This is a genomic window from Mesorhizobium japonicum MAFF 303099 (assembly GCF_000009625.1).
In the GTDB taxonomy this organism is placed as follows: Bacteria; Pseudomonadota; Alphaproteobacteria; order Rhizobiales; family Rhizobiaceae; genus Mesorhizobium; species Mesorhizobium japonicum.
This window is the reverse complement of the sequence record NC_002678.2, coordinates 6,824,473-6,850,326: the sequence shown is the minus strand read 5'-3', so window position 1 is coordinate 6,850,326 and position 25,854 is coordinate 6,824,473. Positions and strand designations below refer to the sequence as shown.

Annotated in this window: 16 protein-coding genes; 7 read left to right on the top strand and 9 right to left on the bottom strand. The window is 64.8% G+C overall.

Annotated elements, in window-relative coordinates:
• Window positions 1–106: 106 nt before the first annotated feature.
• Genes MAFF_RS33880 through MAFF_RS33855 form a run of 6 tightly spaced genes read left to right on the top strand, consistent with a single transcriptional unit; the run spans window position 107 to window position 6,054 of the window.
• A complete protein-coding gene (locus tag MAFF_RS33880) occupies window positions 107–733 on the top strand; it encodes a DUF4129 domain-containing protein (protein WP_010915541.1) in 627 nt (208 codons plus the stop codon).
• Complete coding sequence (locus MAFF_RS33875; RefSeq protein ID WP_010915540.1) at window positions 730–1,944, top strand: DUF4350 domain-containing protein; 1,215 nt, start codon at window positions 730–732, stop codon at window positions 1,942–1,944. The genes MAFF_RS33880 and MAFF_RS33875 overlap by 4 nt, the downstream gene beginning before the upstream one ends.
• Window positions 1,931–2,887, top strand: a complete 957-nt coding sequence (locus MAFF_RS33870) for an AAA family ATPase (RefSeq protein ID WP_010915539.1) — start codon at window positions 1,931–1,933, stop codon at window positions 2,885–2,887. Before MAFF_RS33875 ends, MAFF_RS33870 begins: the two co-directional genes overlap by 14 nt.
• Window positions 2,884–4,188, top strand: a complete 1,305-nt coding sequence (locus tag MAFF_RS33865; protein ID WP_010915538.1) for a DUF58 domain-containing protein — start codon at window positions 2,884–2,886, stop codon at window positions 4,186–4,188. The genes MAFF_RS33870 and MAFF_RS33865 overlap by 4 nt, the downstream gene beginning before the upstream one ends.
• Window positions 4,185–5,204, top strand: coding sequence for a stage II sporulation protein M (locus tag MAFF_RS33860; RefSeq protein ID WP_010915537.1), 1,020 nt, complete (start codon window positions 4,185–4,187; stop codon window positions 5,202–5,204). Before MAFF_RS33865 ends, MAFF_RS33860 begins: the two co-directional genes overlap by 4 nt.
• Window positions 5,191–6,054 (top strand): RDD family protein, encoded by an 864-nt coding sequence (locus MAFF_RS33855; protein ID WP_010915536.1) that lies wholly within the window; start codon window positions 5,191–5,193, stop codon window positions 6,052–6,054. Before MAFF_RS33860 ends, MAFF_RS33855 begins: the two co-directional genes overlap by 14 nt.
• A gap of 28 nt (window positions 6,055–6,082) precedes the next feature.
• Here MAFF_RS33855 and MAFF_RS33850 read toward each other — a convergent pair whose 3' ends face one another.
• A complete protein-coding gene (locus tag MAFF_RS33850) occupies window positions 6,083–6,769 on the bottom strand; it encodes a D-lyxose/D-mannose family sugar isomerase (protein ID WP_044550185.1) in 687 nt (228 codons plus the stop codon).
• A gap of 187 nt (window positions 6,770–6,956) precedes the next feature.
• On the opposite strand from MAFF_RS33850, the gene MAFF_RS33845 reads away from it, so the two are divergent.
• Entirely contained in the window at window positions 6,957–8,015 is a 1,059-nt protein-coding gene (locus MAFF_RS33845; RefSeq protein ID WP_010915534.1) for a D-TA family PLP-dependent enzyme, read from the top strand.
• Window positions 8,016–8,046: 31 nt separating this feature from the next.
• Here the strand turns inward: MAFF_RS33845 and MAFF_RS33840 are convergent, their stop codons facing one another.
• The 8 genes from MAFF_RS33840 to hutI all read right to left on the bottom strand — a co-directional run bounded on the left by MAFF_RS33840 (window position 8,047) and on the right by hutI (window position 25,808).
• On the bottom strand, window positions 8,047–8,805 hold the full coding sequence (locus tag MAFF_RS33840; protein WP_010915533.1) for a heme ABC transporter permease: 759 nt from the start codon (window positions 8,803–8,805) through the stop codon (window positions 8,047–8,049).
• A 100-nt stretch (window positions 8,806–8,905) separates the two neighbouring features.
• Window positions 8,906–10,678: a glucan ABC transporter ATP-binding protein/ permease gene (locus MAFF_RS33835; protein WP_010915532.1), complete on the bottom strand. Its 1,773-nt coding sequence runs from the start codon at window positions 10,676–10,678 to the stop codon at window positions 8,906–8,908.
• A 370-nt stretch (window positions 10,679–11,048) separates the two neighbouring features.
• Window positions 11,049–19,640 carry a GH36-type glycosyl hydrolase domain-containing protein gene (locus tag MAFF_RS33830; RefSeq protein ID WP_010915531.1) on the bottom strand — a complete coding sequence of 2,864 codons (8,592 nt, stop codon included), beginning with the start codon at window positions 19,638–19,640 and terminating at the stop codon, window positions 11,049–11,051.
• A 288-nt stretch (window positions 19,641–19,928) separates the two neighbouring features.
• Window positions 19,929–20,507, bottom strand: coding sequence for a HutD/Ves family protein (locus MAFF_RS33825; protein WP_010915530.1), 579 nt, complete (start codon window positions 20,505–20,507; stop codon window positions 19,929–19,931).
• Window positions 20,508–20,519: 12 nt separating this feature from the next.
• The gene (gene hutU / locus MAFF_RS33820) at window positions 20,520–22,193 is read right to left on the bottom strand and encodes a urocanate hydratase (protein WP_010915529.1); all 1,674 of its coding nucleotides are present in this window, start codon (window positions 22,191–22,193) and stop codon (window positions 20,520–20,522) included.
• 29 nt (window positions 22,194–22,222) lie between these two features.
• Window positions 22,223–23,041 (bottom strand): N-formylglutamate deformylase, encoded by an 819-nt coding sequence (hutG, locus tag MAFF_RS33815; RefSeq protein WP_044550179.1) that lies wholly within the window; start codon window positions 23,039–23,041, stop codon window positions 22,223–22,225.
• Entirely contained in the window at window positions 23,041–24,582 is a 1,542-nt protein-coding gene (gene hutH, locus MAFF_RS33810; RefSeq protein WP_010915527.1) for a histidine ammonia-lyase, read from the bottom strand. The genes hutG and hutH overlap by 1 nt, the downstream gene beginning before the upstream one ends.
• Window positions 24,579–25,808: an imidazolonepropionase gene (gene hutI / locus MAFF_RS33805; protein WP_010915526.1), complete on the bottom strand. Its 1,230-nt coding sequence runs from the start codon at window positions 25,806–25,808 to the stop codon at window positions 24,579–24,581. Before hutI ends, hutH begins: the two co-directional genes overlap by 4 nt.
• Between the last annotated feature and the right edge of the window lie 46 nt (window positions 25,809–25,854).

Here is a 25,854-nt window from a genome sequence, read left to right as displayed (position 1 = left end):
TCGAAAGTAAATCTGCCAAGATTAAAAGGCTTCGTCCAGTGGACTTGCAATTGTCCAGGCGTATTGCCAGTGTCGGCGCCGAACCGCAGGTGCAGAGGGGCAGCGGGTGACAGTCGCACAGCCGCAGGACGCCGAATGGCTGGCAAAGATACACAAGCAGTTGCTTGCGGACGATTCTATCCAGTTTGACCTGCCGGCGCTGGTGCAACCCGAGCCACCGGAATGGCTGCGGCCTTTTCTGCACGCACTGGCGAAGATCGGCCCCTATATGATCTACCTGTTCTGGGGTGCGGTGATCATCGGCGTCGCGGTCATCGCGGTTCTCGTTGCCCTCGAAGCCAAGGGCGTCGCATGGCGCCTGCCGTGGCGGCGCGCCCGCAAGCAGGCAGAGGCGGAAGAGGCATGGCGTCCGGATGCGAGTGCCGCGCAGATCCTGCTGTCCGAGGCCGACGCACTCGCCGCGCGCGGCGCCTATGACGAGGCGGTGCATCTTCTGCTTCGCCGCAGCGTCGCCGACATTGCCGGGCGGCTGCCCGACTTCCTGCGCCCGTCGCTCACCGCGCGCGATATCGCCGGCGCCACATCGCTGCCGGCGCGGGCACGCAGCGCCTTCAGCGAGATCGCGCGCATCGTCGAGGCAGCGCTGTTTGCCCGCCGGCCGGTCGGCCCCGAAGGCTGGCGGCAGGCGCGCGGCGCCTATGAACGCTTCGCCTTCCGGGATGCCTGGACATGAGCGCGCCGGCGGCGGAGGCCGCGCAGGAACCGTTCAGCCGCAAAACCCTGTTCTGGGGCATTTTTGCCAGTCTGCTGGCCGCGGCGGGATTTTTCCTGCTGTCGACCTACGCGCCGGACTTTCGCCAGCCGGAAGGCGGCGGCACGCCCCTCTCCAAGGGCGGCTCCGGCTATGCCGGGCTCGTCGAGTGGCTGAAACTCGCCAATGGGCAGGCGCCACCCATGGCCCGCAGCGAGCAGGCTCTCGGCTCGGGCCTGGCGTCCGAATTCCTGCTGATCGTCACCATCGCGCCAAACAGCGATCCGGCTGCGCTGGCAAGAATCATCGAGCTCCGCTCGGGCAAGGCCACGCTGTTCGTGCTGCCCAAATGGCTCACCTTTCCGCTGCAGGACCATGAAGGCTGGGAGACGAAGATCGAACGGCTGCCCGATACGGTCGTCAACGACTGGCTCGGCCGCATCGCCAAGGCCAAGCTCGGCGAAGGCAAGAGTTCGGTCGGGCAGATCGACGTCGCAGGCCGCATGGTCACCGCGCCGGAGGAGCTGCAATGGGTGGCGGATGACCACCCCCTGATCGCGGCGGGCAATGGCAAGGCCGTTCTCACCGAGCTCGACGACGAGCCGTTCTACATCCTGACCGACCCCGATCTGATCAACAACGCCGCGCTGAAGGATCCGCAAAAGGCGGCGGCGGCCCTCGACATCATCGCGATGCTGGAGCCCGGCAAGGGCGCGGTGATGTTCGACCTGACGCTACATGGCGTCGGCCAGAAATACGATCTCGCCAAGCTTTTGGTCGAGCCGCCCTTCCTGGCGCTGACGCTGTCGGTGCTGGCGGCGGCCGTCCTCGCCTTCCTGCATGGGCTCGGCCGGTTCGGACCGCCGCGCACCGAGGCCCGGGCGATTGCCTTCGGCAAGCGGGCGCTGGTCGACACCACAGCGATGCTCCTGAAGCGCGCCGGGCGGCTCGGGCAGCTCGGCGATCGGTATGCGACGCTGATGCGTGCGCGTGCCGGCGCATTGCTCGGCGCGCCGCAAGGCTTGCCGGGCGAAGCACTGGACCGCTGGCTCGATTCCCGCGACCGAGGCGAAATGCAGGGCTTCAGCCGCCGCTTCAAGGCCGCGAGCGAAGCCAGGACCCTGGCGCAAATGCATGAGGCAGCGGAAGCGCTGCATGACTGGACGATAAGGAGGCTCGGTGAACGTCGATGATGTGAAGGCCCTGGCGACCGCGATCAGGGAAGAAGTGGCGAAAGCGATCACCGGGCAGCGCGACACGGTCGATCTGATGCTGACGGCATTGTTCGCCGGCGGCCACATATTGCTGGAAGGCCCGCCGGGAACCGCCAAGACCATGACCGCGCGATGCTTCGCGCAAGCACTTGGCGTCGCCTACGGCCGCATCCAGTTCACGCCCGACCTGATGCCTGGCGATATCGTCGGCTCAAACATCTACAATTTCCAGAGCGGTCAGTTCACGCTGACGCGCGGGCCGATCTTCTGCGACCTTCTGCTTGCCGACGAGATCAACCGCACGCCGCCGAAGACGCAGGCCGCCCTTCTGGAGGCCATGCAGGAACATGCCGTCACCTTCGACGGCACCACGCATGCGCTCAGCCAGAACTTCATGGTGGTGGCGACGCAGAATCCAATCGAGCATCAGGGGGTCTACCCCCTGCCCGAGGCGCAACTCGACCGTTTCCTGTTCAAGCACCGGGTGAGCTATCCCGATCTCAAGGAGGAACGCGCCATCATTGTGCATCACGGCGGCGGCACCGCCTCGCACGATATCGCGCAATACGGCATCAAAGCGCAGACGGACCGCAAGACACTGGAAGCAGCACTTGCCACGGTTGGTGACGTGACGCTGGTCGACGATGTCGTCGGCTATATCGCGGCCCTCGTGCGCCGCACGCGCGAAAGTCCGGACCTCGAGGTTGGCGCCAGCCCAAGGGCGGGCGCCATGCTGGCGCGGGCCGCACGCGCTAGGGCGGCACTCGATGGCCGCGCCTATGTCATCCCCGACGACGTCAAAGCGCTCGCCATACCGGCGCTGCGCCACCGCGTCATCCTGTCCCCGGCCGCGCAGATCGATGGGCGGCTTGTCGAGCAGATCGTTTCCGACCTCGTCGACCAGACGGAGGCGCCGCGTTGATCTACCCGACCGGCAGAGCGGTGTGGGCAGCGGTGGCCGGGGCGATCCCTGCCTTCCTGATCGCGCTTGCGCTGCCGCACGTCTGGTATCTGGGCCTGCTGTGGATCTGCGCGCTTCTGGCATTTCTCGCGGTCGACGCGGCGGCCGGGCGCGGGCGCGCCTCGCTCAGCGCCAGTCTCTCGGCGCCGCCGCAGGTCGGCGTCGGCGGGCGCTTTACCGTGCATGTCGCGGCCAGCCTCGGCCAGCGGGCGCGCATGCTGCAAGCGCGTGTCGGCCACGATCAGCGTGTGGAGCCGGTCAGCCGCACCGGCGGCGCGTTGCCGGCCAACGGCGGCACGATCGACCTCGAATTCACCGCGCGCAGGCGCGGCATCGCCAGTTTCGACCGGGTCTGGCTGCGCTGGAACGGCCCGTTCGGACTGACCTGGAACCAGGTCGTGCTGCCGATGGACCGCAAGGTGGCGGTGCTGCCCGATGTCAGCAGCGCCCGCGATGAGGCGATCACCTTGCTGCAGCGCTCCGCGCTCGCCGACGGCCACGCGCAGAGGCGCGCCGGCCAGGGCCGCGAGTTCGAGGCGCTGAAGGACTATCAGCCTGGCATGGGCCGGCGGATGATCGACTGGAAGCGCAGCGCCCGCCACGGCAAGCTTCTGGCGCGCGAGTTCAGGGTCGAGGAGAACAACAACATCGTGCTGGCGATCGACAGCGGCCGGCTGATGTGCGAGCCGGTCGACGGCGTGCCGAAAGTCGACCGCGCGGTAACGGCAGCACTTCTGTCGGCCTTCATTGCGCTCAAGGGCGGCGACCTTGTCAGCCTGTTCTCCTTCGATGCCACGCCTCGCGTCTCGAGCGGCGCGGTGCGCGGCTCGCCGAGCTTCACGATGATCCAGAAGCGCGCGGCCGAGATCGACTATTCCAGCGCGGAGACCAATTTCACCCTGGCGCTGACGACATTGGCGGCCAAGCTCGACCGACGCTCGCTGGTCATCGTCTTCACCGATTTCGTCGACCCGATCAGCGCGGAACTGATGCTGCGCACCGTCGGCCGGCTGACCGAGCGGCATCTGGTGCTGTTCATGCTGATGAAGGATGTCGAACTGGAGACGCTGGCCGACATGCAGCCCACGAAACCCGAGGATGTGGCCCGCGCGGTCACCGCGGGCGGCCTGCTTCGGGAGCGGCAAGTGGTTATCGGGCGGCTGCGGCTGCTTGGCGCGCATGTGATCGAGGCCGACCATCAGCGGCTCGGTCCGGCGCTGGTCGAGCGTTATATCCAGCTCAAGGAGGAGAACCTCCTATGACGCTGCAAGCCGGCACCGATGCCGTACGCCAGTCGCTGGCCAGCTTCCGCCAGGAGCGCGAGGCCGACTGGAAGGCGTTCGAGGCGCTGCTTTCGCGCGTCGAAAAACGCGCGCCCCGCACGCTTTCGGAAGACGAGCTGCTGGCGCTGCCCCTGCTCTACCGTTCGGCGCTGTCCTCGCTCTCGGTGGCCCGCGCGACGTCGCTCGACAGCGCGCTGATCGCCTATCTGGAGGCGCTCAGCCTGCGCGGCTATTTCTACCTCTATGGTGCGCGACGAGGCTTGAGGCAGCGCGTCGGCGATTTCTTCCTGCGTGACTGGCCGGCGGCAGTCCGCGATCTGTGGCGCGAGACCTCGGTGTCGGTCGCACTGACTGTCGTCGGCGCCATTGCCGGCTACTGGCTGGTGGCGTCCGACAAGCGCTGGTACGACGCCATCATCGCACCCACCCTTGCCGGCGGGCGCAACCCGGATTCGTCGGTCGAAGTGCTGCGCAGCGTGCTCTACGATGGCGGCAGCAGCCACTTCCTGTCGGGCTTCGCCGCCTATCTGTTCACCCACAACACACAGGTGGCGATCCTGGCTTTTGCTCTCGGCTTCGCCTTCGCGGTGCCGAGCGTGCTGATCATCCTGATGAACGGATGCATGCTGGGCGCACTGTTCCAGGTCTATGCGGCCAAGGGGCTGGGCTTCGAGCTCGGCGGCTGGCTTTCGATCCACGGCACGACCGAACTGTTCGCCATTGCGCTCGCGGGCGCAGCCGGCATGCGGATCGGCACGCGCATCGCCTTCCCCGGCGAACTGACACGGATGGCCGCCGCCGCCCAGGCCGGGCGGGTGGCGGCGACCGCGATGGTCGGCGTGATGGTGATGCTTCTGTTTGCAGGCCTGCTCGAAGGCATCGGCCGGCAGACGATCACCAGCGATGCGACGCGCTACGCCATTGGTGGCGGCATGCTGGCGTTATGGATCGCCTATTTCTATCTGTTCCGGTTGGTGCGGCATGGCAACGGCTAGGAACCCTGCCGAGCTGATAAGACCGCTGATCACGCCGGAAGGTGTCGACCTCAGGGTCAAGCTGGCGGACGCCGGTACGCGGGCTTCGGCCTTCCTGCTCGATGTGGTGATCATCGTCGCTGCCGCTATTGCGGTCACCCTGGTCGTCATCTTCGGCCTCGGCGGCCTTGGCGTGAAGGAGGCGGAGCCGCTCTTCATCGTCTGGATCATCTTCATCTTCCTGCTGCGCAACGTCTATTTCATCGCCTTCGAGGCGGGGCGGCGGGCAGCGACGCCCGGCAAGCGGATCGTTGGCGTGCGGGTCGCCTCGCGCAGCGGCGCAGGCCTCACCATCGACCAGGTCATCGCGCGCAACCTGATGCGCGAGATCGAGGTTTTCCTGCCGCTGTCGATCATCGCCGCGCGCGGCGGCGCCGGCGTCGCCGACACGCTGTCGACGATTTTCGGGCTGGTGTGGGCGTTGCTGTTTTCGCTGTTTCTATTGTTCAACCGCGACCGGCTGCGCATTGGCGACCTGCTTGCCGGTACCTGGGTGGTGGAGACGCCGAAACTCAAGCTGGTCGAGGACCTTTCGCTGCGAAAGGATCCGGTCGCCAGGCGCTTCCATTTCAGCCCGGCGCAGCTCGATGCCTATGGCATCGCCGAATTGCACAAGCTGGAAGAAGTGCTGCGCCGTGACGACTATTTCGCGATGAAAGCTGTTGCCGAGACGATCGGTCACAAGATCGGCGCGAAGATCGAGCCGATCGATTCAAGGACCTTTTTGACCGCCTACTACGGTGATCTGAGGGCGCATCTCGAGCGCAAGCTGCTGCTCGGCAATCGCAAGGCGGATAAGTACGCGCGGTAGAACGGAGCCAAACCGAGTTTGGCCTGCCCTACCCCAGCCACTTCTCATAGTCGGCCACCAGCAGATGCACCGGGGCGACATCCTCGTCGATGTTGGAGAAGCGGCCGATCGGCTCGCGGAAGACATTGTCGGTGAGATCGTCGTTGACGGTCGACACCTCGCCGATCAGCACGTCCTTGCCCTCGGCCCAGAACGCATGCCAGACGCCAGGCAGCAGCGTAACGCTCTGGCCCGGGTCGAGCTTCAGCAGGCCGCCCGCCGGCAGCCGGTGGATGGTTCCATCGACCGGCACCGACACCTCGGCCTTGGGGTCGATGCCGCCGTCGCGGTCATGCATGAACAGTTCCAGCACCAGCTTGCCGCCGCCGCGGTTGATGATGTCCTCGGCCTTGATGTTGTGGCGGTGCATCGGCGACAGCTGGTCCTTGCGCGAGATCATGATCTTCTCGGCATAGAGCATGCCCATGCCCTTCTTCATGTCCTCGTAGCGGCCGTTGCGCACGGTGAACAGGAACAGGCCGAGCTCGTTGAACTTCTCCTGGCCGTAATCGGTGATGTCCCAGCCGAGCCGCGAGGTGAAGATCGCCGAAGAATCAACCTGGCGCGCCTTCATCTCCTCGGGCGACCAATAGGCGAAGGGCGGCATGATGTAGCCGAACGAGCGGATGAAAGCGTCGGCTTCGCGGATGATGTCGTTGATGGCGGAGCGTTTCATGATCGTAACCCTTCGTATCATTTTTTTCGACAAATCGCATAGCCGAACGCCGCTGCGGTGTCGATCCATCTCACTGCCTGCCGTGCCCTTCGCCACGCAGGGATGGCCCAGCGATCCGGTCCGCTGGCCGCGTGACATCAAGCACTTTCAGGCTCATAAACCCTGCGAATTCTTACAGGGATAGAAGATGCCGACCGTCCATGACCTCGATACGCCGTCGATCCTGATCGACGCCGCGCGCGCCGAAGCCAACATTGCCCGCGCACAGGCCCATGCCGACAAAAACGGACTGAAGCTCAGGCCGCATATCAAGACGCACAAATTGCCCTATTGGGCGAAGAAGCAGGTGGCGGCGGGTGCCGTCGGCATCACCTGCCAGAAGATCGGCGAGGCCGAGGTGATGACCGATGCCGGGCTGTCCGATATTTTTCTGCCCTACAACATTCTCGGCCGCGCCAAGCTGCAACGGCTGAAGACGCTGCATGGTCGCGTGACCCTGTCGGTCACTTCCGACAGCATGGAGACGCTGGAAGGACTGGCCGCCACTTTCACCGATGCCGGCCATCCTCTCCAGGTTCTGGTCGAATGCGACACCGGCATGGGCCGCTGCGGCGTGCAGACAGCTGACCAAGCGGTTGCGCTGGCAAGGCTGATCGATAAGGCCGGTGGCCTAACCTTCGGCGGGCTGATGACCTATCCGGCGGCTGGCCGCGCGGCAGAGGCTGAAGCCTGGCTCGCTAATGCCAAGCAGGCGCTTGCCGCTTCCGGTCTCGCTTGCGAACGCATCTCCAGCGGCGGCACCCCGGACATGTGGCGCTCCGGCGAGGACAGCGTTGTCACCGAATATCGGCCCGGCACTTACATCTATCTCGACCGCTATCAGGTCGCCAAAGGCGTCGGCACCCTCGACGATTGCGCCCTCACGGTGCTCGCCACCGTCGTCAGCCATCCAACGGCAACACGCGCCATTCTCGACAGCGGCAGCAAGGCGCTGTCGAGCGACACGCTCGGGCTAAAAGACTTTGGCGAACTGCTCGGCGCTCCCGATGCAAGGGTCACCGGGCTCAGCGAAGAACATGGCACTGTCACGCTTTCCGGTGATGCGAAGCTGCGCATCGGCGAGCGCGTGCGCGTGGTGCCCGACCATTGCTGCGTCGTCACCAATCTGTTCAACGAGGTCAATCTGATCGACGGCGAGACCGTGCTGGAAACGCTGCCGGTGGCAGCGCGGGGGAAAATGGGATGAGTGGCCTTCCCTTCTCTCACAAGGGGGAAGGTTAAGCCCGCTCAGCCTGCCGCGCCGCCACACGCCGCATGGCGATCACCCGGCGACGGCGGATTTCGGTACGCATCGCCATCAGGTGCAGCGCGAAGAACAGCGCCGTGAAACCGACAGCCATGACCAGCAGCGGCCAGAGCAGGCTTGGGTCGATGGTCGGGCCGCCGAGCCGGAACACCGAGGCCGGCTGGTGCAGCGTGTTCCACCAGTCGACCGAGAATTTGATGATCGGGATGTTGATGAAGCCGACCAACGTGATGATGGCGGCGGCCCAGGCGGCGCGGCTGGCATCGTCGAGCGCACGGGTCAGCGCGATGATGCCGAGATACATCAGGAACAGCACGAAGACCGAGGTCAGGCGCGCGTCCCATACCCACCAGGTGCCCCACATCGGCTTGCCCCAGATCGAACCGGTGATCAGGGCCAGTGCGGTGAAGACCGCGCCGATGGGGGCCGCCGATTTCAGCGCGACATCGGCCAGCGGATGGCGCCAGACCAGCGTGCCAAGGGCTGAGACGGCCATCAGTGAGTAACACATCATGGCAAGCCAGGCGAAGGGCACATGGATGTACATGATGCGCACTGTGATGCCTTGCTGGAAGTCCTCCGGCGCAGCAAAACTCATATAAAGCCCGACGGCAAGGATGAGCGCGGCGATCGTCGCCAGCCATGGCACGACCTTGTCGGCCAGCCCAACGAAGCGCGTCGGGTTGGCAAGGTCCATCCAGCCGCTCAGGCGTGAAGTCGTGTCGCTCATGCGGCTTTACATAGACCGCCGGCGCGATCGGGGCAATCGAGCGGCGGTGTCGCAGGCGCGGAAGCGCCCCCTTCTCCCCCTTGGGGGAGAAGGAGAAGAGTTACGCGGCCTCGCCCTGCACGGAGCGGCTGAGGCGGCGGACTTCCTCATCGTTGAGCAGGCCGCCGGCGCGCAGCAGGCTGGCAAAGCGGCCGTTGCGTAGCGACAGTTCGGCAAAGCCACCCATTTCGACCACCCTGCCCTTGTCCATGAACACGACCAGATCGGCGTCGCGAACGGTGGTCAGGCGGTGGGCGATAATGAAGGTGGTGCGGTCGCGCCGCAACTCGTCGATCGCTTCCTTGACGCGGTCCTCGGTCTCGACGTCGAGCGCGCTGGTCGCCTCGTCGAGCACCAGTATCGGGGCATCCTTGAGCACGGCACGCGCAATGGCGATGCGCTGGCGCTCGCCGCCTGACAGCTGGCCGCCACGTTCGCCGACCACCGTGTCGTAGCCGCCGCTCTTGGCCAGAATGAAGTCCTGCGCGGCAGCCGCGACGGCCGCGGCATGGATCTCGACATTGCTCGCATCGGCGCGGCCGACGCGGATATTGTCCTCGATCGAGCGGTTGAGCAGTCCGGCATCCTGGAACACCGTGGCGATCGAATGGCGCAGCGACTTGCGGGTTACGGTGCGGGTATCGATGCCGTCGATCAGGATGCGGCCAGTGGACGGCGAGAAGACGCGCTGCAGCAGATTGATGAGCGTGGTCTTGCCAGCACCCGTCGGTCCGACAATGGCGACGGTCTGGCCGGCCTGAACCTCGAAGGACACGCCGCTGACGCCCTGCCCTGAATTGGCGAATTCGAAGCCGACATCCTCAAAGCGGACATGGCCGGTGACGTTGGTGAGGTCGCGCAGGCCATCCGGCTCGGCGGCATCGGCGGCCGAGTCCTCAAGCTTGTAGAACTCCTCGAGCTTGGCGCGAGCCTCCGAAATCTGGTTGGCGAAAGCCGACATCTGGTCCAGCCGCGAGATCAGCAGCGTGGCGAAACCGGTGAAGGCGATGACGTCACCGACGCGCAGCTGGCCATGGGTCACCAGATAGGCGCCGATCAGAAGCACCACCATCATCGAGATGGTCGACGACAGGCGATTGAGCGCATTGGCAATGGCCCACCAGTCGAGCACCGGGTTCTGCGCGTCGAGCAGGTTCTTGACGTAGCGACGCAGCGTCTCGGCCTCATGGCCAAGGCGGTTGTAGCTCTGGAGAACGGCGACGTTGCTGACGGAGTCCGTCACATGCGCGAACACCTTGTGGTAATGGCGCTCGACGGCTGCCTGGCCCGCCTTGGTGCGCTTCATCACCAGACGGCCGATGCCGACATAGAGCACGCCGAGCCCCAGCAGCACCATCGACATACGCACATCCATGCTGAGTGCCGTCGGCACGAGCAGCACGAGCGCGACAGCCGTGGACAGATGCTGGCGCATGAATTCGAGCCACAGGCTGAACAGCGTCTCAACGGCACGCAGCAAGGTGTGCAGGGCATTGGACGTGCCGCGCTGATGATGCCAGGCGAGCGGCATGGTGATGACGCGCTCGAAGGACTGGCACAGCACTTCGCTGCGCCGGGCGTGAGCAAAGCGGTCGGCGCCGCGCGCCACCAGGACGAAAGCGATGACGTTGAAGGCGCCCAAACCGGCCCACACGGCAAGCGTGGAGAATACCGAACCATGCTCGGAGATGGCATCGATCACCCGGCCAAACATGATCGGCTCCAGGATGGCGATAGCGGCCAGTGCGACATTGGCGCCGCAAATCAGCGCGACGCGCCTCTTGTCGGCGGCCAGATAGCCCAGCGCTCTCCAATAGATCTGCAGAAGTGACACTTCAGCTACTCCGCCAATTCTCTACTGTGCTCAATGCCATATTGTGCACTGCACCATTGTTTGACACGTAACGGTTGACGCGTCGCAAAACAATGCCCGTCTATCGCTTCCGTTCCCATTTAGCGAACAAAAGATGACGACGATGCGAAATCTGACGTGATCACCTAACGGTTTGAGATAAAAGGTGAAATGCCAGCCTTGCGGCAAAATCATGGCAGTAGGCAAGCGCTGCCACATTTTTAATCACAGCAGGCTTGCATGACTTGTCAGGCGACGCCTGGCGGAGGCCGTCAGCGATCGCGCGCAAGTAAACATTCGCGGCGTCGCGCGTCCCGAAGGACGCGCGATCTATTGATCTAAGATATTGATTTTACGCGGGTATCTTGACCAAGACCTCGGTCTTGGTACCAGCTTTGGGTTCGAAGGAAGCGGACTTTGTTTTCGAACCATCGACTTCAAGCGAGATGGTCTTGGTCTTTTTGTCGCGAACGACATGAACCTTGATCTCGGCGCCCAGCATCTTGAGTGAGGCCTGGTAGCCATCCCAATGACTGGGCAGTTTCGGCCGGAACGTGATCTGCTTGCCGCGCCGTTCGATACCAAGAATACCTTCGACCGCCGCCCGGTAGAGCCAACCGGCCGAGCCGGTGTACCAGGTCCAGCCGCCGCGCCCGCCCTTGTCGTCTCCGGCATAGATATCGGCCGCCACCACATAGGGTTCGACGCGGTATTGCTCGGCCGAGGCCTCGTCGGATGCGTGGTTGACCGGGTTCAGCATCGAGAAGCAGCGATAGGCTTCGTCGGTCTGCCCCATCTCGGCCAGCGCGATGACGAACCACGTGGCCGCATGCGTGTACTGGCCGCCATTCTCGCGCACGCCGGGCGGATAGCTCTTGATGTAGCCGGGGTCCTTCTGCGTCTTCGAGAAGGGTGGCGTGAAGAGTTTGACGATCTTGAGCTTGTCGTCGACGAGCAGGCTGGTCGCCTGCCGCATCGCCGTCGTCGACCGCGCCGGATCGCCCTCGCCCGAAAGCACGCTCCAGGACTGGGCGATGGAGTCGATCCTGCACTCTTCGGATGTCCGCGATCCTAAGGGCGTGCCGTCGTCGAAACTGCCCCGCCGGTACCATTCGCCGTCCCATGCCGTGCTCTCAAGCGCCCGCTTGAGCGCCTCGGCATGCTTCGCCCAGGCCTGCGCGCGCTTGATGTCGCCCTCGCTCTTGGCGACGGCGGCGAAGTCGCCCAGCGTCTTCAGCAGGAACCAGCCCAGCCACACGCTCTCGCCCTTGCCGTGCTCGCCGACACGGTTCATGCCGTCGTTCCAGTCGCCGCCCAGGATCAGCGGCAGGCCGGCAGGACTGCTGCGCTTGATGGCCAGATCGAGCGCACGCGCGCAATGGTCGTAGAGGGACACCGTCTTCTTCGAGATTTCCGGGGTGAAGAAGGCGTCATGCTCGCCCTCGCCGAGCGCCTGCCCATCGATGAAGGGCAGTTGCTCCTTGAGGATGGCGGCGTCGCCGGTCACACTGAGATAGCGCGCCGTGGCGTGGGCCAGCCAGACCACGTCGTCGGAGATCAAGGTGCGCACGCCGGCTCCGGTGCGCGGCAGCCACCAATGCTGTACGTCGCCTTCCGGGAACTGCCGCCGCGCGGCGTTGAGGATCTGGTCGCGCGCCAGTGTAGGATCATGCGCCAGCAGCGCCAGCGTGTCCTGCAACTGGTCGCGGAAGCCGAAGGCGCCGCTAGCCTGGTAGAAGGCCGAGCGGGCGCGGATGCGGCAGGCCAGGCTCTGATAGGGCAGCCAGTGATTGACCATGGCATCGAGAGCCTTGTCCGGGGTCTCGACCTGGATGGTGTCGAGGAAACCGCGCCATTCGCGCTCATTGTCGGCCAGGCGCTGGTCGAAATCCTTGCCCCGGTGCGTCTGCACCAGCGCGCTCGCCTGCGCCGGGGTATCGGCGTCGCCGAGCAGCCAGAGCAGCGTGACGTCGCCGCCGGCCGGGATCTCGACATCGCGGGCGATCGCTGCGCAGGGATCGTCGCCGGCTTCGACACGGCCCGACAGGGCCGCGCCGGTCAGCACCGCCTGCGGCAGTTCGCTGGACCCGTGCCGTCCGAGGAACTCCGAACGATCCGATGTCACCGAATGGACAGCGGCGTCGGCGGCAAGGAAGGCCACGCGCTCGCTGAAATCGAGCCCATAGGGGTTTTGCGCCAGCAATGCGCCGGTCGCCCCGTCGCGGGACGGGACGATGGTAGCGGCCGTGCGCGACCGATGCCCGCCAAGCACCCATTCGGCATAGGCATAGACGCGCAGCCGCGCCGGCACCGAGCCTGAATTCTGGATGCGCAGCCGCGTGATCTTCACCGGATCGACGGGGTCGACCACATGTGTCAGGTCCATCGACAGCGGCCCGCGCTTCGCGCGGAAGGTGGAGAAGCCCTGGCCATGCCAGGCCTCGTAGGTCATCGAGGGATCGCGTACCACGGCGGCGATCGGCGAGAACGCCCTGCCGCTGGCCTGATCGTAGATATAGATGCCCTCGCCCGGCCGATTCGAGACCGGATCGTTGGACCACGGCGTCAACTGGTAGTCGCGGCTGTTGCGGCTCCAGGTGAAGGCAGCACCCTCGGCCGACGTATGGAAACCGAACGAGGCGTTGGAGACGACATTGATCCAGGGCTGCGGCGTGGTACGCCGGCCAGCCAGACGCACCACATAGTGCCGTCCGTCGCCGTCGAAACCGCCAAAGCCGTTCCATTGGCTGAGGCCAGAGCCATCGGCGCTGACATCCGCCACTGACTGCGAGGCAAAGGCATGCGCCGCCGGGATTTCGCGCGGAGCCGGCAATCCGGTGGACGGCAGGCCGTCGCGCGCCTGCAAGGCAGCCGCCTCGGCCCGTTCGATCTGATCGAAGATGGTGCCGTTGCGCGTATGCAGCACCACCCGGGCGACGGCGAGCAGCGTCTTGTAGGTGGTTTCTTCCATCAGGTCGCGGCGCACCGCGAAAATGTGCTGGCGGGGACCGAGTTCCTTGCCGCGCAGACGGCTGTTTTCGCACAGCGTCTCCACCGCGCGCTGCAGGTCCTGGACATAGGACGAAGCCTGCTCGTTGACGACGACGAAGTCGATCATCATGCCGCGGGTGCGCATATATTCCTGGAAGCGCAGCGCCTGGGCGACGATTTCCAGATCGGCGACGTCGCCGATCCTGACCAGGAAGATCGGGAAATCGCCCGAAATGCTGGTCGGCCACAGGCTCGACTGTTTGCCTAGGCCCGAAGCGAGGGATTCGGCCGGCAAGCGCAGGAACGCGTCGGGGTAGATCAGATAGCGCGCCAGTTTCTGCACATTGGCGGCATCGGTCAGGCTGAGGCCCATATGGCGGGTCTGCACCTGGCTGCGCGTCCAGGCAAGCATGGCCTGGCGGGCAAAGCTCTCCTGATGGTCGAGGCGGTTTATCGCTTCTTCCAGCTCGGTGCGGTTGGCCCCGACCACGGTCCAGAAGGTCAGCGATATCTTCTTGTTGGCGGGCACACGCACCTGGCGGCGCAGCGAGGCGATGGGATCGAGCGTAAAGCCGGAATGGCCGCCGAGCTTGGCGCCCGGATCGAAAGCCGCGGCATCGACGATCGAGCGGCCACGGCCGATGAAGGCGCGCCTGTCGGTCTCGGCCTCGGCATCGCGCGCCGGTCCGGACGGATCGGTGACGAAATGCGCAAGCGTGATATCGGGCTCGCTGGTCTCGCGCTTGCGGCGCGTGGCGAAGATCGCTCCTTTATTGGCGGCGATTTCAGTCTCCACGAACATCTTCGAGAAGGCCGGATGCGCGTTGTCGGAGGCTTCCGAACCCAGCACCAGTTCGGCAAAGGACGTCACCTCGATGAAACGATCCGACGTGCTTTCATTGTAGAGCGTGATGCGACGGCCTTCGCCGTTGCCTTCGGAAACGACGATGCATTCGACCTCGGAGCGCAATGTGCCGACCAATTTGACGAAGCTCGCCTTGTCATCGGAGAACAAGGTCTGCGCCTTCTCCTCGGCCGCGCGCTTTGGCTCCGCCGTTGCCGACCACCAGTCTCCAGTGCTGACATCACGCAGGAAGATGTAGGAACCCAGACGGTCCTCGACCGGGTCCGGCTGCCAGCGCGTAACGGAAAGATCGCCCCAGCGGCTGTAGCCGGATCCGGTTGCCGTCACCATCACCGAATAACGGCCGTTCGACATCACATTGGTCGAACGCAGCGCCCGCAGGGGATCGAGCACGATGCGGGTGTCGGGGCTCTCGGTTTCGGTCTCGTCCTTGGCACGCTCGTCCGCCTCGGTCCTGACGGTCGCGGTCGGGATGTCGCGCGGCGCCCTTTCCTGCAGCAGGAGTTCAGCCGATTCAATGACCGGGTCGCTGTGGAAACGGTCGCGCAGGCGACCCTCGAAGATCGCGTCGGCGACTGCCGCGATCGACATGCCCGAATGGTGCGCATAGTAATTCAGCACGACCGCGTGGTTGGTCCCTTCAGGCACGCGCTGCGGCGTGAAATCGACCGCATCGTAAAAGCCATGCGGGCCAAGCGCACCGATGTCGCGCAGACGCGCCAGATTTTGCACGGCTTCGCGCGGGTTGAACTGCGCCGCCAATATGGTGGCGTAAGGCGCGATCACCGTGTTCTGGCCAAGACCGCGCTTCAGCCCAAGCCCGGGCACGCCGAAATTGGTGTACTGGTAGGTCAGTTCGCGGTCGCGGGCGTTGTAGGCCGCTTCCGATATTCCCCAGGGCACGTTTTTCTGGCGTCCGTACTGGATCTGGCGCTTGATGATCAGCTTGCTGGTCTGGTTGAGGATCGAGCCTTGCGCCTCCTTCATCACCAGCGGCGGCATCAGATACTCGAACATCGAGCCCGACCAGGACATCAGCGCGCCCTGGAAGCCGATCTCGACGATCGGGCGGCCGAGCCGGAACCAGTGCTCGGTCGGCAGATCGCCCTTGGCGATGGCGAACAGGCTGGTCAGCCGCGCCTCGGAGGCGAGAAGGTCGTAGCAGCTTTCGTCAAGCTGGTGCTCCTCGACCCGGTAGCCGATCGACAGCAGCTTGCGCTCCGGCCGCATCAGGAAGGCGAATTCCATCTCGAAGGCGAAACGGCGGGTGCGCTCGCGCAAGGTCAGCAGCTTGGCGCGCAGCGCTTCGACGGCGTTGTCGTCACTGTGGGCATCGTGGACATGCGCCTCGCAAGTGGCTTCCAGCCTCGCCGCCCAGTCGACGATGACGTCGCTCGGGGCCGAGGCCGCCTCGGTGTGGATGGCGGTGGCCAGCTTGCGGATCTCGCCCGCCAGGACGGCGAGGTTGATGGTGCGGATCGAGGCCATTTCCGGCTGCGCCTTGATCGTCTCGACGGCGCGCCGCATGCCGTCCAGACGGTCGACAAGGCGCTGGCGAAGAGGCCTGAGCTGCCGGCGGTCGTCGGGCAACTCATCGAGGCTCTCGCTCAGGATGGTCACCGTGTCGAGAATGCCTTCGAAATCACCCTGGAGGTGCACAGAAGGCGCTTCCGCCCATTCGGCGCAGGCCGCCGCCACCGCCACCAGATGGCCGGCGAGATTGCCGCTGTCGACAGCCGAAATGTAGAGCGGGTACAGCGGCTTCAGCGTCGTGGTGTCGTACCAGTTGAAGAGATGGCCGCGGTGGCGCGGCATGCTCTCTATGGTCGTCATGGTGGCGTCGATGCGGGTGATGGCATCCGACAGGCTGATCCAGCCGAAATCGCGCGCCGAGACCACCGACAGGAGATAGACGCCGACATTGGTCGGCGACGTGCGCGGCGCCACGACCGGTGCCGGGCTTTCCTGGAAATTGTCCGGCGGCAGATTGTGGTGCTCCGCCGTGACGAAGCTTTCGAAATAATGCCAGGTGCGCCGCGCAATGGTGCGCAGCGTGTGGATATCGGCCTGCGATATGCGCAGCCGGTCCTCGGTTTCGGCCGAGCGGCTGATCCAGCTGGCGATCGCCGGCGAGCCTATCCAGAACAGGGCGAAGAAGAAAGCGACGAAGGCACCGGTGGAATCGGCCAGCACCGGAATGGCGAGGCCGACGAAACCGATGATCACGGCGCCATACATCATGCCGTAATAGGAGCCGACATCATTGTCGCCGGCCTTGTGCGCCTGCGAAGCGGTGCGCCATTCCAGGAGATTCTGGCGGCTGACGAACAACCGGTAGAGCGTGCGCACGATGGCGTCACCCATCATCCAGGCGTTGTGCGCCATCAGCACGATCTTCAGCGCCACCATGGCGGTGCCGAAGGCGACGTCGCGCGCCAGCGCCGAGAAATGGCCGCGCGGCGTCTGGTCGCCGCTCTTGGGCAGGATGGCGTTGACGACATCGAAGGTCGGCGCCATGAACAGGCTGAGGATCAGCAGCGCCTGCCATTGCGCGGCCTGCGTGAAGGGCAGCAAAGTCCAGCCGGCGATCGCCGCCATCACCCAGAAGATCGGCGTCAGCGAGCGGCGCAGATTATCGACCATCTTCCAGCGCGACAGGGCCGGAACGCCGGAGCGCGGATCGAGGATGAAGCCCAGAAGCTGCCAGTCGCCGCGTGCCCAGCGATGGTGACGGGAGGCGTCGACCGAGTAGCGGGTCGGATAGTCCTCGACCAGTTCGACGTCGGTGACAAGTGCTGCGCGCGCCAGCGCGCCTTCGAGCAGATCGTGGCTGAGGACGGTGTTTTCCTCGATGCGGCCTTGCAGGGCGGCTTCGAAGGCATCGACATGATAGAGGCCCTTGCCGGTGAACGACCCGTCGCTGAAGACATCCTGATAGAGGTCGGAGACGGCGAAGACATAGGGGTCGAGGCCGCGATTGGCCGAGAACACACGCTGGAAGAACGAAGCCTCGTCGCCTGATGTCAGCGAAGCGGTGATGCGCGGCTGCAGGATCGTGTAGCCGGCGGTGACGACACGCCTGGCGGCGTCGAAATGCGGGCGGTTGAGCGGATGGCAGAGCTTACCGACGAGGCTCGCCACCGCATCGCGTGTGGTGCGTGTGTCGGCGTCGAGCGTCATCACATGGACGACTTTTTCCGGCAGCGGCACGTCGAGCGGCAGGAAAGTGGTGTCGCTGTCGCCGCGCAACAAAAGGTCAAGCTCATGCAGCTTGCCACGCTTGCGCTCCCAGCCCATCCAGGCCCCTTGAGCGGCGTTGAAGAGGCGGCGGCGGTGCAGGATATAGAAGCGCGGCGCGCCTTCCGTGGGATAGCGGGCGTTGAGACGAGCGATCTCGGCGCGGGCATATTCGAGAATCTCGGTGTCGGCCGCATCGATCTCGATCTTGCTGTCGGGCCAGTCCGAAAGCAGCGCGAAATGGATTTCGTCCACCAGATTGGCAAGGTAGTGGACTTCGAGGTTGCGGATGTTCTCCTCGACATCGTCGCGCGAGCCGATGAGCGACGGCACAACCACCAGCGTGCGCGCCTCGGGCGGCACGCCGTGCCTGTAATCGTAACCGATCAGGCGTGTCGGCTTGAGGAACAGCGAGACAACGGTGTTGAAGAAGGCCAGCGCGCCCTCGCTCGCCGGCACGGCAAACAGCGCCAGCATCAGGACGATCGAAGTCACCGACAGGCCGAGATTGGCCAACGCATTGCCGGTGAGGACGAGAAGCAGGGCGGTCAGCGCGAAAACCGGCAGGACAATGCCCAACCATCCGGTCTTGGTGAACGTTCGCTTGACCGTCTGGCTGACGGTGGGCCGATAGCCGATCGCCTTTTCCAGCTCCAGACGGCGCGGACCGACGAGGAAGAAGCCGACATCGGTATGCGCGGACGGCGCCGGAGCGGAATCGTCGCCATCGCCAGCCGATGCGTCTTCGCTGGCGGCGCGTTCAACAACGGCCTGGCCGGCCAGTTCGATCGCCTTTTCGGCGACGCGGTATTCCGACAGGTTCGATCGGCGCGCCAGTTCCTCGATCGCGGTCCGGTATTGGTCGCGCGAGAAGAAGTCGAGCGCGGCGAAATCGGTGCGCTCGCGCAGCACGGTATCGATGCGGCTGACGCCTTCGAACCATACCGTCCAGTCGACGTCGTTGATGAGGCGCAGGCCGCGGATGATGTTGCCGGTCGTCACATTGCCGCTGGACAGCGTGTGATGCTCGGAGATGATGATCTCCTCGGCATCGGAGCCGGTCTTTTCAAGCTCGCCTTCCAGCCATTCCAGGGCCTTGCCGGCATTCTGCGAACCATCGCGCAAGCGATAGAGAAGCTGGGTGGCGAAGGTGGTGTCCTGCGCGTGAGCGCTGAAATTGGCCAGTATCGCCTGCCGGTCGGCACTCTCGTCGGTCGCCAGCACCTTGTCGGCCACATCGTTGGCGATCTGGCGCATCTGGCGGGTGCGATTGACCCTGACCGCCAGCCGGCGGAGATTTTCGATCAGCACGAAGCGCAGAAGCGACGGCAGCGCCCAGAGTTCACCGATCTTCAGCGGCTCGACAGACTGAAAACCCTGGACGATGGACTTGAACATGGTCGCAGAGACGGAACTGTCCGAATGCGCCACATAGGTCCAGGCCAGCGCTAGAGCGCGCGGCACGGTGCCGCCATCGGGCAGTTTCAGCGTCGGCAGCTGGCGATAGAAGCGGCGCGGCAGATCGCGCTTGACCTGGAAAATGGTCTCCTCGACCAGATAGTTGTTATCGAGCAGCCATTGCGCGGCCGGCGTGATCGTTTCGCCCTTGGCCTGCGCCGCATTGGTCGAACGGTAGACTTCGAGGATCTTCTTGGCGCTGTCGCGGATGCGGGCCTGGAAATCGAACGGGATCAGGCCGAACAGGTCGGCGAGATCGCCTTTGGCCAGGCTTTCCCCGAGCAGCCGAAGGCGCTCCTCCGGCAGGAATGTCGACCTTATCGGCTCTTCCGTAATGGCCGGGAAGCTCGCGCTTGTCTTCTCGATCTGGGCAGGATTCGTCTGTATATTCATTGAAAATTCCGTAAGCGGGCACTCAGCGGCATCACCGCCACGGCAATGGCCCTAAAACCGGTTCAAATGCAATTGGTTGCATCAACCCCTATGCCGAAAGTTTGTTTCCGCACCACGACAGGGCGTCATCTTTCGACCAAACTCAATGACGAGCGCCCCTCGCTCCCGTCGGGATCGATCGACGGCGAGGATTCGGGCTTTTTCGTGATGCCGGCAGGAGCTTACGCTATATTTCGCCGGCATCGCGATCATGTTTGGAAACAGGCGGTAACCGTTGGCACGAAAGCGTCAGGCGGCGGCGGTTATCCGGACCACGAACAGCGTCGTACCCCAAGCCGGCTCAATCTTCAGGACGGGAGTATCCGGCCCAATCAGCAGCGTGTCGAGCGGCCCGAGGCGAATTGACCCAGCCTCGGGGAAGACAGCTTCGCCCTTGTGACAAAGGATGAGGGTCGAGCCGGCCCGGATCGCGACGTCCACAGGCCGCGAAATCGCCAGGCGCTCGACCGAATGCAGGGTGCGGCCGCGGCGCGTCATGACGTTGAGGTCGGTGATCGGGCCGGCGATCAGCGCGGCGCTGGTCGGCAGGTCGGCTGGAAAGGCAAAAGGCTGGGAAGCCGGTGTCAGCCGCGCCGCCGGACGGCCGGCAACATCGAGCACGATCCCCTCGCCTTCCAGCACCGACAGCGTCCGGTCGATCCCGGCAAAGCTGGAGAACGGCCCGCTGCCCTCGACGCGGGCCATCGACACGCGCCAGTCGAATTCGTCGAGGCCGGCGCCGTCGGGAAAGACGGCGATCTCGGTTGTCGTGCCGCCGCCGTTCTTCCACGGCATGACGCGGTAGTCGGCGGCACGAAGAATGCGCATGATTTCAGCCTATCAGCCGAGAATGCCGGGCAAATTGAGCTGATGCTCCTTGGCGCAGTCGATGGCGATGTCGTAGCCGGCATCGGCATGGCGCATGACGCCGGTCGCCGGATCGTTCCACAGCACGCGCTCCAGGCGCCTGGCGGCGTCCGGCGTGCCGTCGGCGACGATGACCATGCCGGCATGCTGGGAAAAACCCATGCCGACGCCGCCGCCATGATGCAGCGACACCCAGGTGGCGCCTGACGCGGTGTTGAGCAGCGCATTGAGCAACGGCCAGTCGGACACGGCGTCCGAGCCGTCCTTCATCGCTTCCGTCTCACGGTTCGGCGAAGCGACCGAGCCGGAATCGAGGTGGTCGCGGCCGATGACGACCGGCGCCTTGAGCTCGCCCTTGGCCACCATCTCGTTGAAGGCGAGGCCGAGCCGGTGGCGATCGCCGAGGCCGACCCAGCAGATGCGCGCGGGCAAGCCTTGGAAGGAAATACGCTCGCGCGCCATATCCAGCCAGTTGTGCAGATGGGTGTTGCCTGGCGTCAGTTCGCGCACCTTGGCGTCGGTCTTGTAGATATCCTCCGGATCGCCGGAGAGCGCGGCCCAACGGAACGGGCCGATGCCGCGGCAGAACAACGGACGGATATAGGCCGGCACGAAGCCCGGGAAGGCGAAGGCGTTCTCGAAACCTTCGTCCTTGGCGACCTGGCGGATGTTGTTGCCGTAATCGAGCGTCGGCACGCCGGCGTTCCAGAACGCCACCATCGCCTCGACATGGTCGCGCATGGAAGCGCGGGCGGCCTTCTCGACCGCCTTCGGGTCGCTGACGCGCTTCTCGCGCCACTCGGCCATGGTCCAGCCCTTCGGCAGATAGCCGTTGATCGGGTCGTGGGCCGAAGTCTGGTCGGTGACCATATCGGGGCGGATGCCGCGCCTGAACATTTCCGGCACGATCTCGGCGGCATTGCCGAGCAGGCCGACCGACTTCGCCTCGCCGGCCTTGGTCCAGCGCTCGATCATTTCCATCGCTTCGTCGAGCGTCTCGGCCTTCTCGTCGACGTAGCGGGTGCGCAGGCGGAAATCGATGGAGTCGGGGTTGCATTCGATGGCCAGACAGCAGGCGCCAGCCATGACGGCGGCCAGCGGCTGGGCGCCGCCCATGCCACCGAGGCCGCCAGTCAGGATCCACTTGCCCTTGAGATTGCCGCCATAGTGCTGGCGGCCCGCTTCTACAAAAGTTTCATACGTGCCCTGCACGATGCCTTGCGTGCCGATATAGATCCAAGAGCCGGCCGTCATCTGGCCGTACATCATCAGGCCCTTTTTATCGAGCTCGTTGAATTTCTCCCAGGTCGCCCAGTGCGGCACGAGGTTGGAGTTGGCGATCAGCACGCGCGGCGCATCCGCGTGGGTGCGGAACACGCCGACAGGCTTGCCCGACTGCACCAGCAAAGTCTCGTCCTCGCCAAGCGTCTTCAGCGAAGCGACGATGCGGTCGAAATCGTTCCAGGTGCGCGCCGCCCGGCCGATGCCGCCATAGACGACCAGTTCGTTGGGGTTTTCGGCAACGTCCGGGTCGAGATTGTTCATCAGCATGCGCAGCGGCGCTTCGGTCGTCCAATAGCGGGCGTTGAGCTTGTCGCCGCGCGGCGCACGGACTTCGCGGATGTTATGGCGAGGGTTGTTCATCATTGTCCCTTTCAAGCAGGACGGGCGACGCATCAGCGCCTTGCCCAGTCGATCGCGGTTTCGAGGATGGTCTTCAGCGTAGCGCGGATCGGCGCTGCATAGGTTGGGTCGTAAGGGACCGGCCAGTTCTCCGGCGATCCCTTCTCCGATGGCTCGCGCATGTAGCCACGGTTGGAGAGTTCCATCTGCAGCGCATGAACGCCGTTCTGCGGCTGACCGAAGCCGCGGGTGATCGAGCCGCCCTTGAAGCGACCGTTGACCACCCAGGTCTCGCCGGTCGCGGCGAGGATGGCGGCGACCTTGTCCTGAAGAACAGGATCGGTGCTCTTGCCGTCATTGGTGCCGAGATTAAAGACCGGCAGCGTGCCTTCGAACAGGCGCGGCAGCACCGAGCGGATCGAATGGCAGTCGTAGAGCACGATCTTTTCATGCATACCGCGCAACCGGTCGATCTCGGCCTGCAAGGCGGCATGATAGGGCTTGAAATAGGTCTCGCGACGCTGATCGATCTCGGATGGGGTCGGTTCCTCGCCCATGCGATAAAGCGGATCGCCGTCAAATGTGTCGGTCGGGCAAAGCGTGGTCGTGGTCTGTCCGGGATAAAGCGAAACGCCTGTCGGGTCGCGGTTGACGTCGATCACGGTTCGCGAAATGGCGGTGTGCACGACGGTCGCGCCGAGGTCGTTGGCGAAATCATAGAGCTTGTCGATCCACCAGTCGCAATCGCGGCGGCCGAGCCAGGGCGACACCAGCCGGGGTTCGAGGCCGGCGAGGTCGATGCCGGTGTGCGGGATCGACACCAGCAGCGGTGCTGTGCCTCGGCTGACGGTAAGCCAGGGTGTGGCATTCATCATGCCGCTCCCGCGATGGACGGCAATGCCACCGCGCCGGCAGCCCTGACGGTCGCGCCGCTGCGCACCATGGCGATTGCCTTTTCCATGTCGGGGTGGAAGTGGCGGTCATTGTCGAGATGCGGCACTTCGGCTCGGACCAGCTTGCGCACGGCCTCCAGCGCATCGCTCGACGCCAGCGGCTGGTGGAAATCACAGCCTTGCGCGGCCGCCAGCAATTCGATGCCGATCACCGCTGTGGCGTTCTCGACCATGCCGATCAGCCGGCGCGCGCCATGCGCGGCCATCGAGACGTGATCTTCCTGGTTAGCCGAGGTCGGAATGGAATCGACGCTGGCCGGATAGGCCTTCTGCTTGTTTTCCGAAACGAGTGCGGCCGCCGTCACCTGCGGGATCATGAAGCCGGAGTTGAGGCCGGGCTTGGGCGTCAGGAAGGCCGGCATACCGGACAGTGCGGGATCGACCAGCATGGCGATGCGGCGTTCCGACAACGAGCCGATCTCGCAGACGGCAAGAGCGATCATGTCGGCGGCAAAAGCCACCGGCTCGGCGTGGAAATTACCGCCGGAGAGCGCCGTATCGTCCTCGGCGAAGATCAGCGGATTGTCGGTGACGCCATTGGCCTCGGTGCCGAGCGTATCGGCAGCCTTGCGCAACACGTCGAGCGCGGCGCCCATGACCTGCGGCTGGCAGCGCAGGCAATAGGGGTCCTGCACGCGCTCGTCACCGACACGGTGCGATTCCCTGATGGCACTGCCGGCCATCAGATTGCGCAGCGCCTCCGCCGTCTCGATCTGGCCACGGTGCTTTCTCAAGAGATGAATGCGCGGGTCGAAAGGCGCGTCGGACCCCTTGGCGGCATCGGTCGACAGCGCACCGGCTACCAGCGCCGATTGGTAGAGCACTTCGGCTTCGAACAAAGCGGCGAGCGCATAGGCGGTCGAGAACTGCGTGCCGTTGAGCAACGCCAGGCCTTCCTTGGCGCCAAGCGTCACCGGCTCGAGGCCGTGCGAGACGAAAGCGACCTTGGCCGGGAACCGGCCATGCGGGGTAAAGCATTCGCCGACGCCGATCATCACCGCCGTCATGTGCGACAGCGGTGCGAGATCGCCGGACGCGCCGACCGAGCCTTGCGCCGGCACCACCGGGATGACGTCGTTGGCGAGCATCGCTTGCAGCAAATCGATGGTTTCGGGGCGCACGCCCGAGGCGCCCTGCGCCAGGCTGGCAAGCTTCAGCGCCATCATCAGGCGGGCAATTGCGACCGGCATCGGCTCGCCGACGCCGGCGGCGTGCGACAGCACGATGTTGCGCTGCAAGGTCTCGAGATCGCCGGCCGGGATGCGCACGCTGGCCAGTTTGCCGAAGCCGGTGTTGATGCCATAGACCGGCTCGCCCTTGGCGACGATCCTGGCGACAGCCTCGGCGCTCGCCTTGATTTTTGGACGGCAAGCCTCATCCAGCTTCGGCACGGCGCCACGGTAGATGGCGCGCCAGTCGGCTAGCGTCGCGTTGCCGGGCTTCAGGGTCAGTTCGGTCATTGTCCTCTCCAGATGCGGGCATGGAGCGGGTTGAAGCCCATGCGGTAGACGAGTTCGGCGGGGCGCTCGATATCCCAGATCGCCAGGTCGGCGGATTTGCCGGCTTCCAGCGTGCCGGTCTTGTCGAGAAGGCCAAGCGCACGCGCGGCCTCGCGGGTGACGCCGGCAAGGCATTCATCGACGGTCAAGCCAAAGAGCGTCGCGGCCATATTCATAGTGAGCAACAGCGAGGTCAGCGGCGAGGTACCGGGATTGCTGTCCGTCGCCACTGCCATCTTCACGCCATGGCGGCGGAACAGGTCGACAGGCGGCTTCTTCGTTTCGCGGATGAAGTAATAGGCGCCGGGCAGGATGGTCGCCACCGTGCCGGCCTTCGCCATCGCGGCAGCGCCTGCCTCATCGGTGTATTCGAGATGATCCGCCGACAACGCGCCATAGCTGGCGGCAAGCGCGGCGCCGTGCAGATTCGAAAGCTGGTCGGCATGGAGTTTCACGGGCAGCCCGAGCGCTCTCGCCTTGTCGAAGACGCGTGCGATCTGCTCCGGCGAAAAGGCGATGCCTTCGCAAAAACCGTCGACGGCGTCGGCAAGTTTCTCAGCGGCAACACCGGGCAGGATCGTGCCAGCGACGAGATCGACGAAGGCCTCCTTGTCACCCTTGGCTTCGGGCGGCAGCGCGTGCGCGGCGAGACAAGTCGTGCGGATTGTGACGGGGCGCTCATTGGCCAGCCGGCGGGCGGCACGCAACGACTTCTTCTCATTATCGAGATCGAGGCCATAGCCCGATTTGACCTCGACCGTCGTGACACCTTCGGCCATCAGCGCATCGAGGCGCGGCAGCGTCTGGGCAACAAGCTCATCCTCGTTTGCCGCGCGCAGCGACTTGACCGAGGACACAATGCCGCCGCCGGCGCGGGCGACTTCCTCATAGGTGGCGCCGGCCAGCCGCATCTCGAATTCGTTGGCGCGGTTGCCCGCATAGACAAGATGCGTGTGGCAGTCGATCAGGCCCGGCGTGATCCAGCGGCCCTCGCAATCGACGGTCTCGGCGCCCGGCCCCGCCAAAGCCGGCATCGAGGCCTCCGCGCCGGCATAAATAATGAGACCGTCGCGCGTGGCGATCGCGCCTTTCTCGACAATGCCGAGGCCGGCCACACCGTCGGCCATGGTCGCCAGGCGCGCATTGCGCCAGACACGAAGGCCGCTCTTCCCGTTTGCTCCACCCATCATCTTTTCCATTTGAAAGGATGGCGATTATGTATATACATATTGA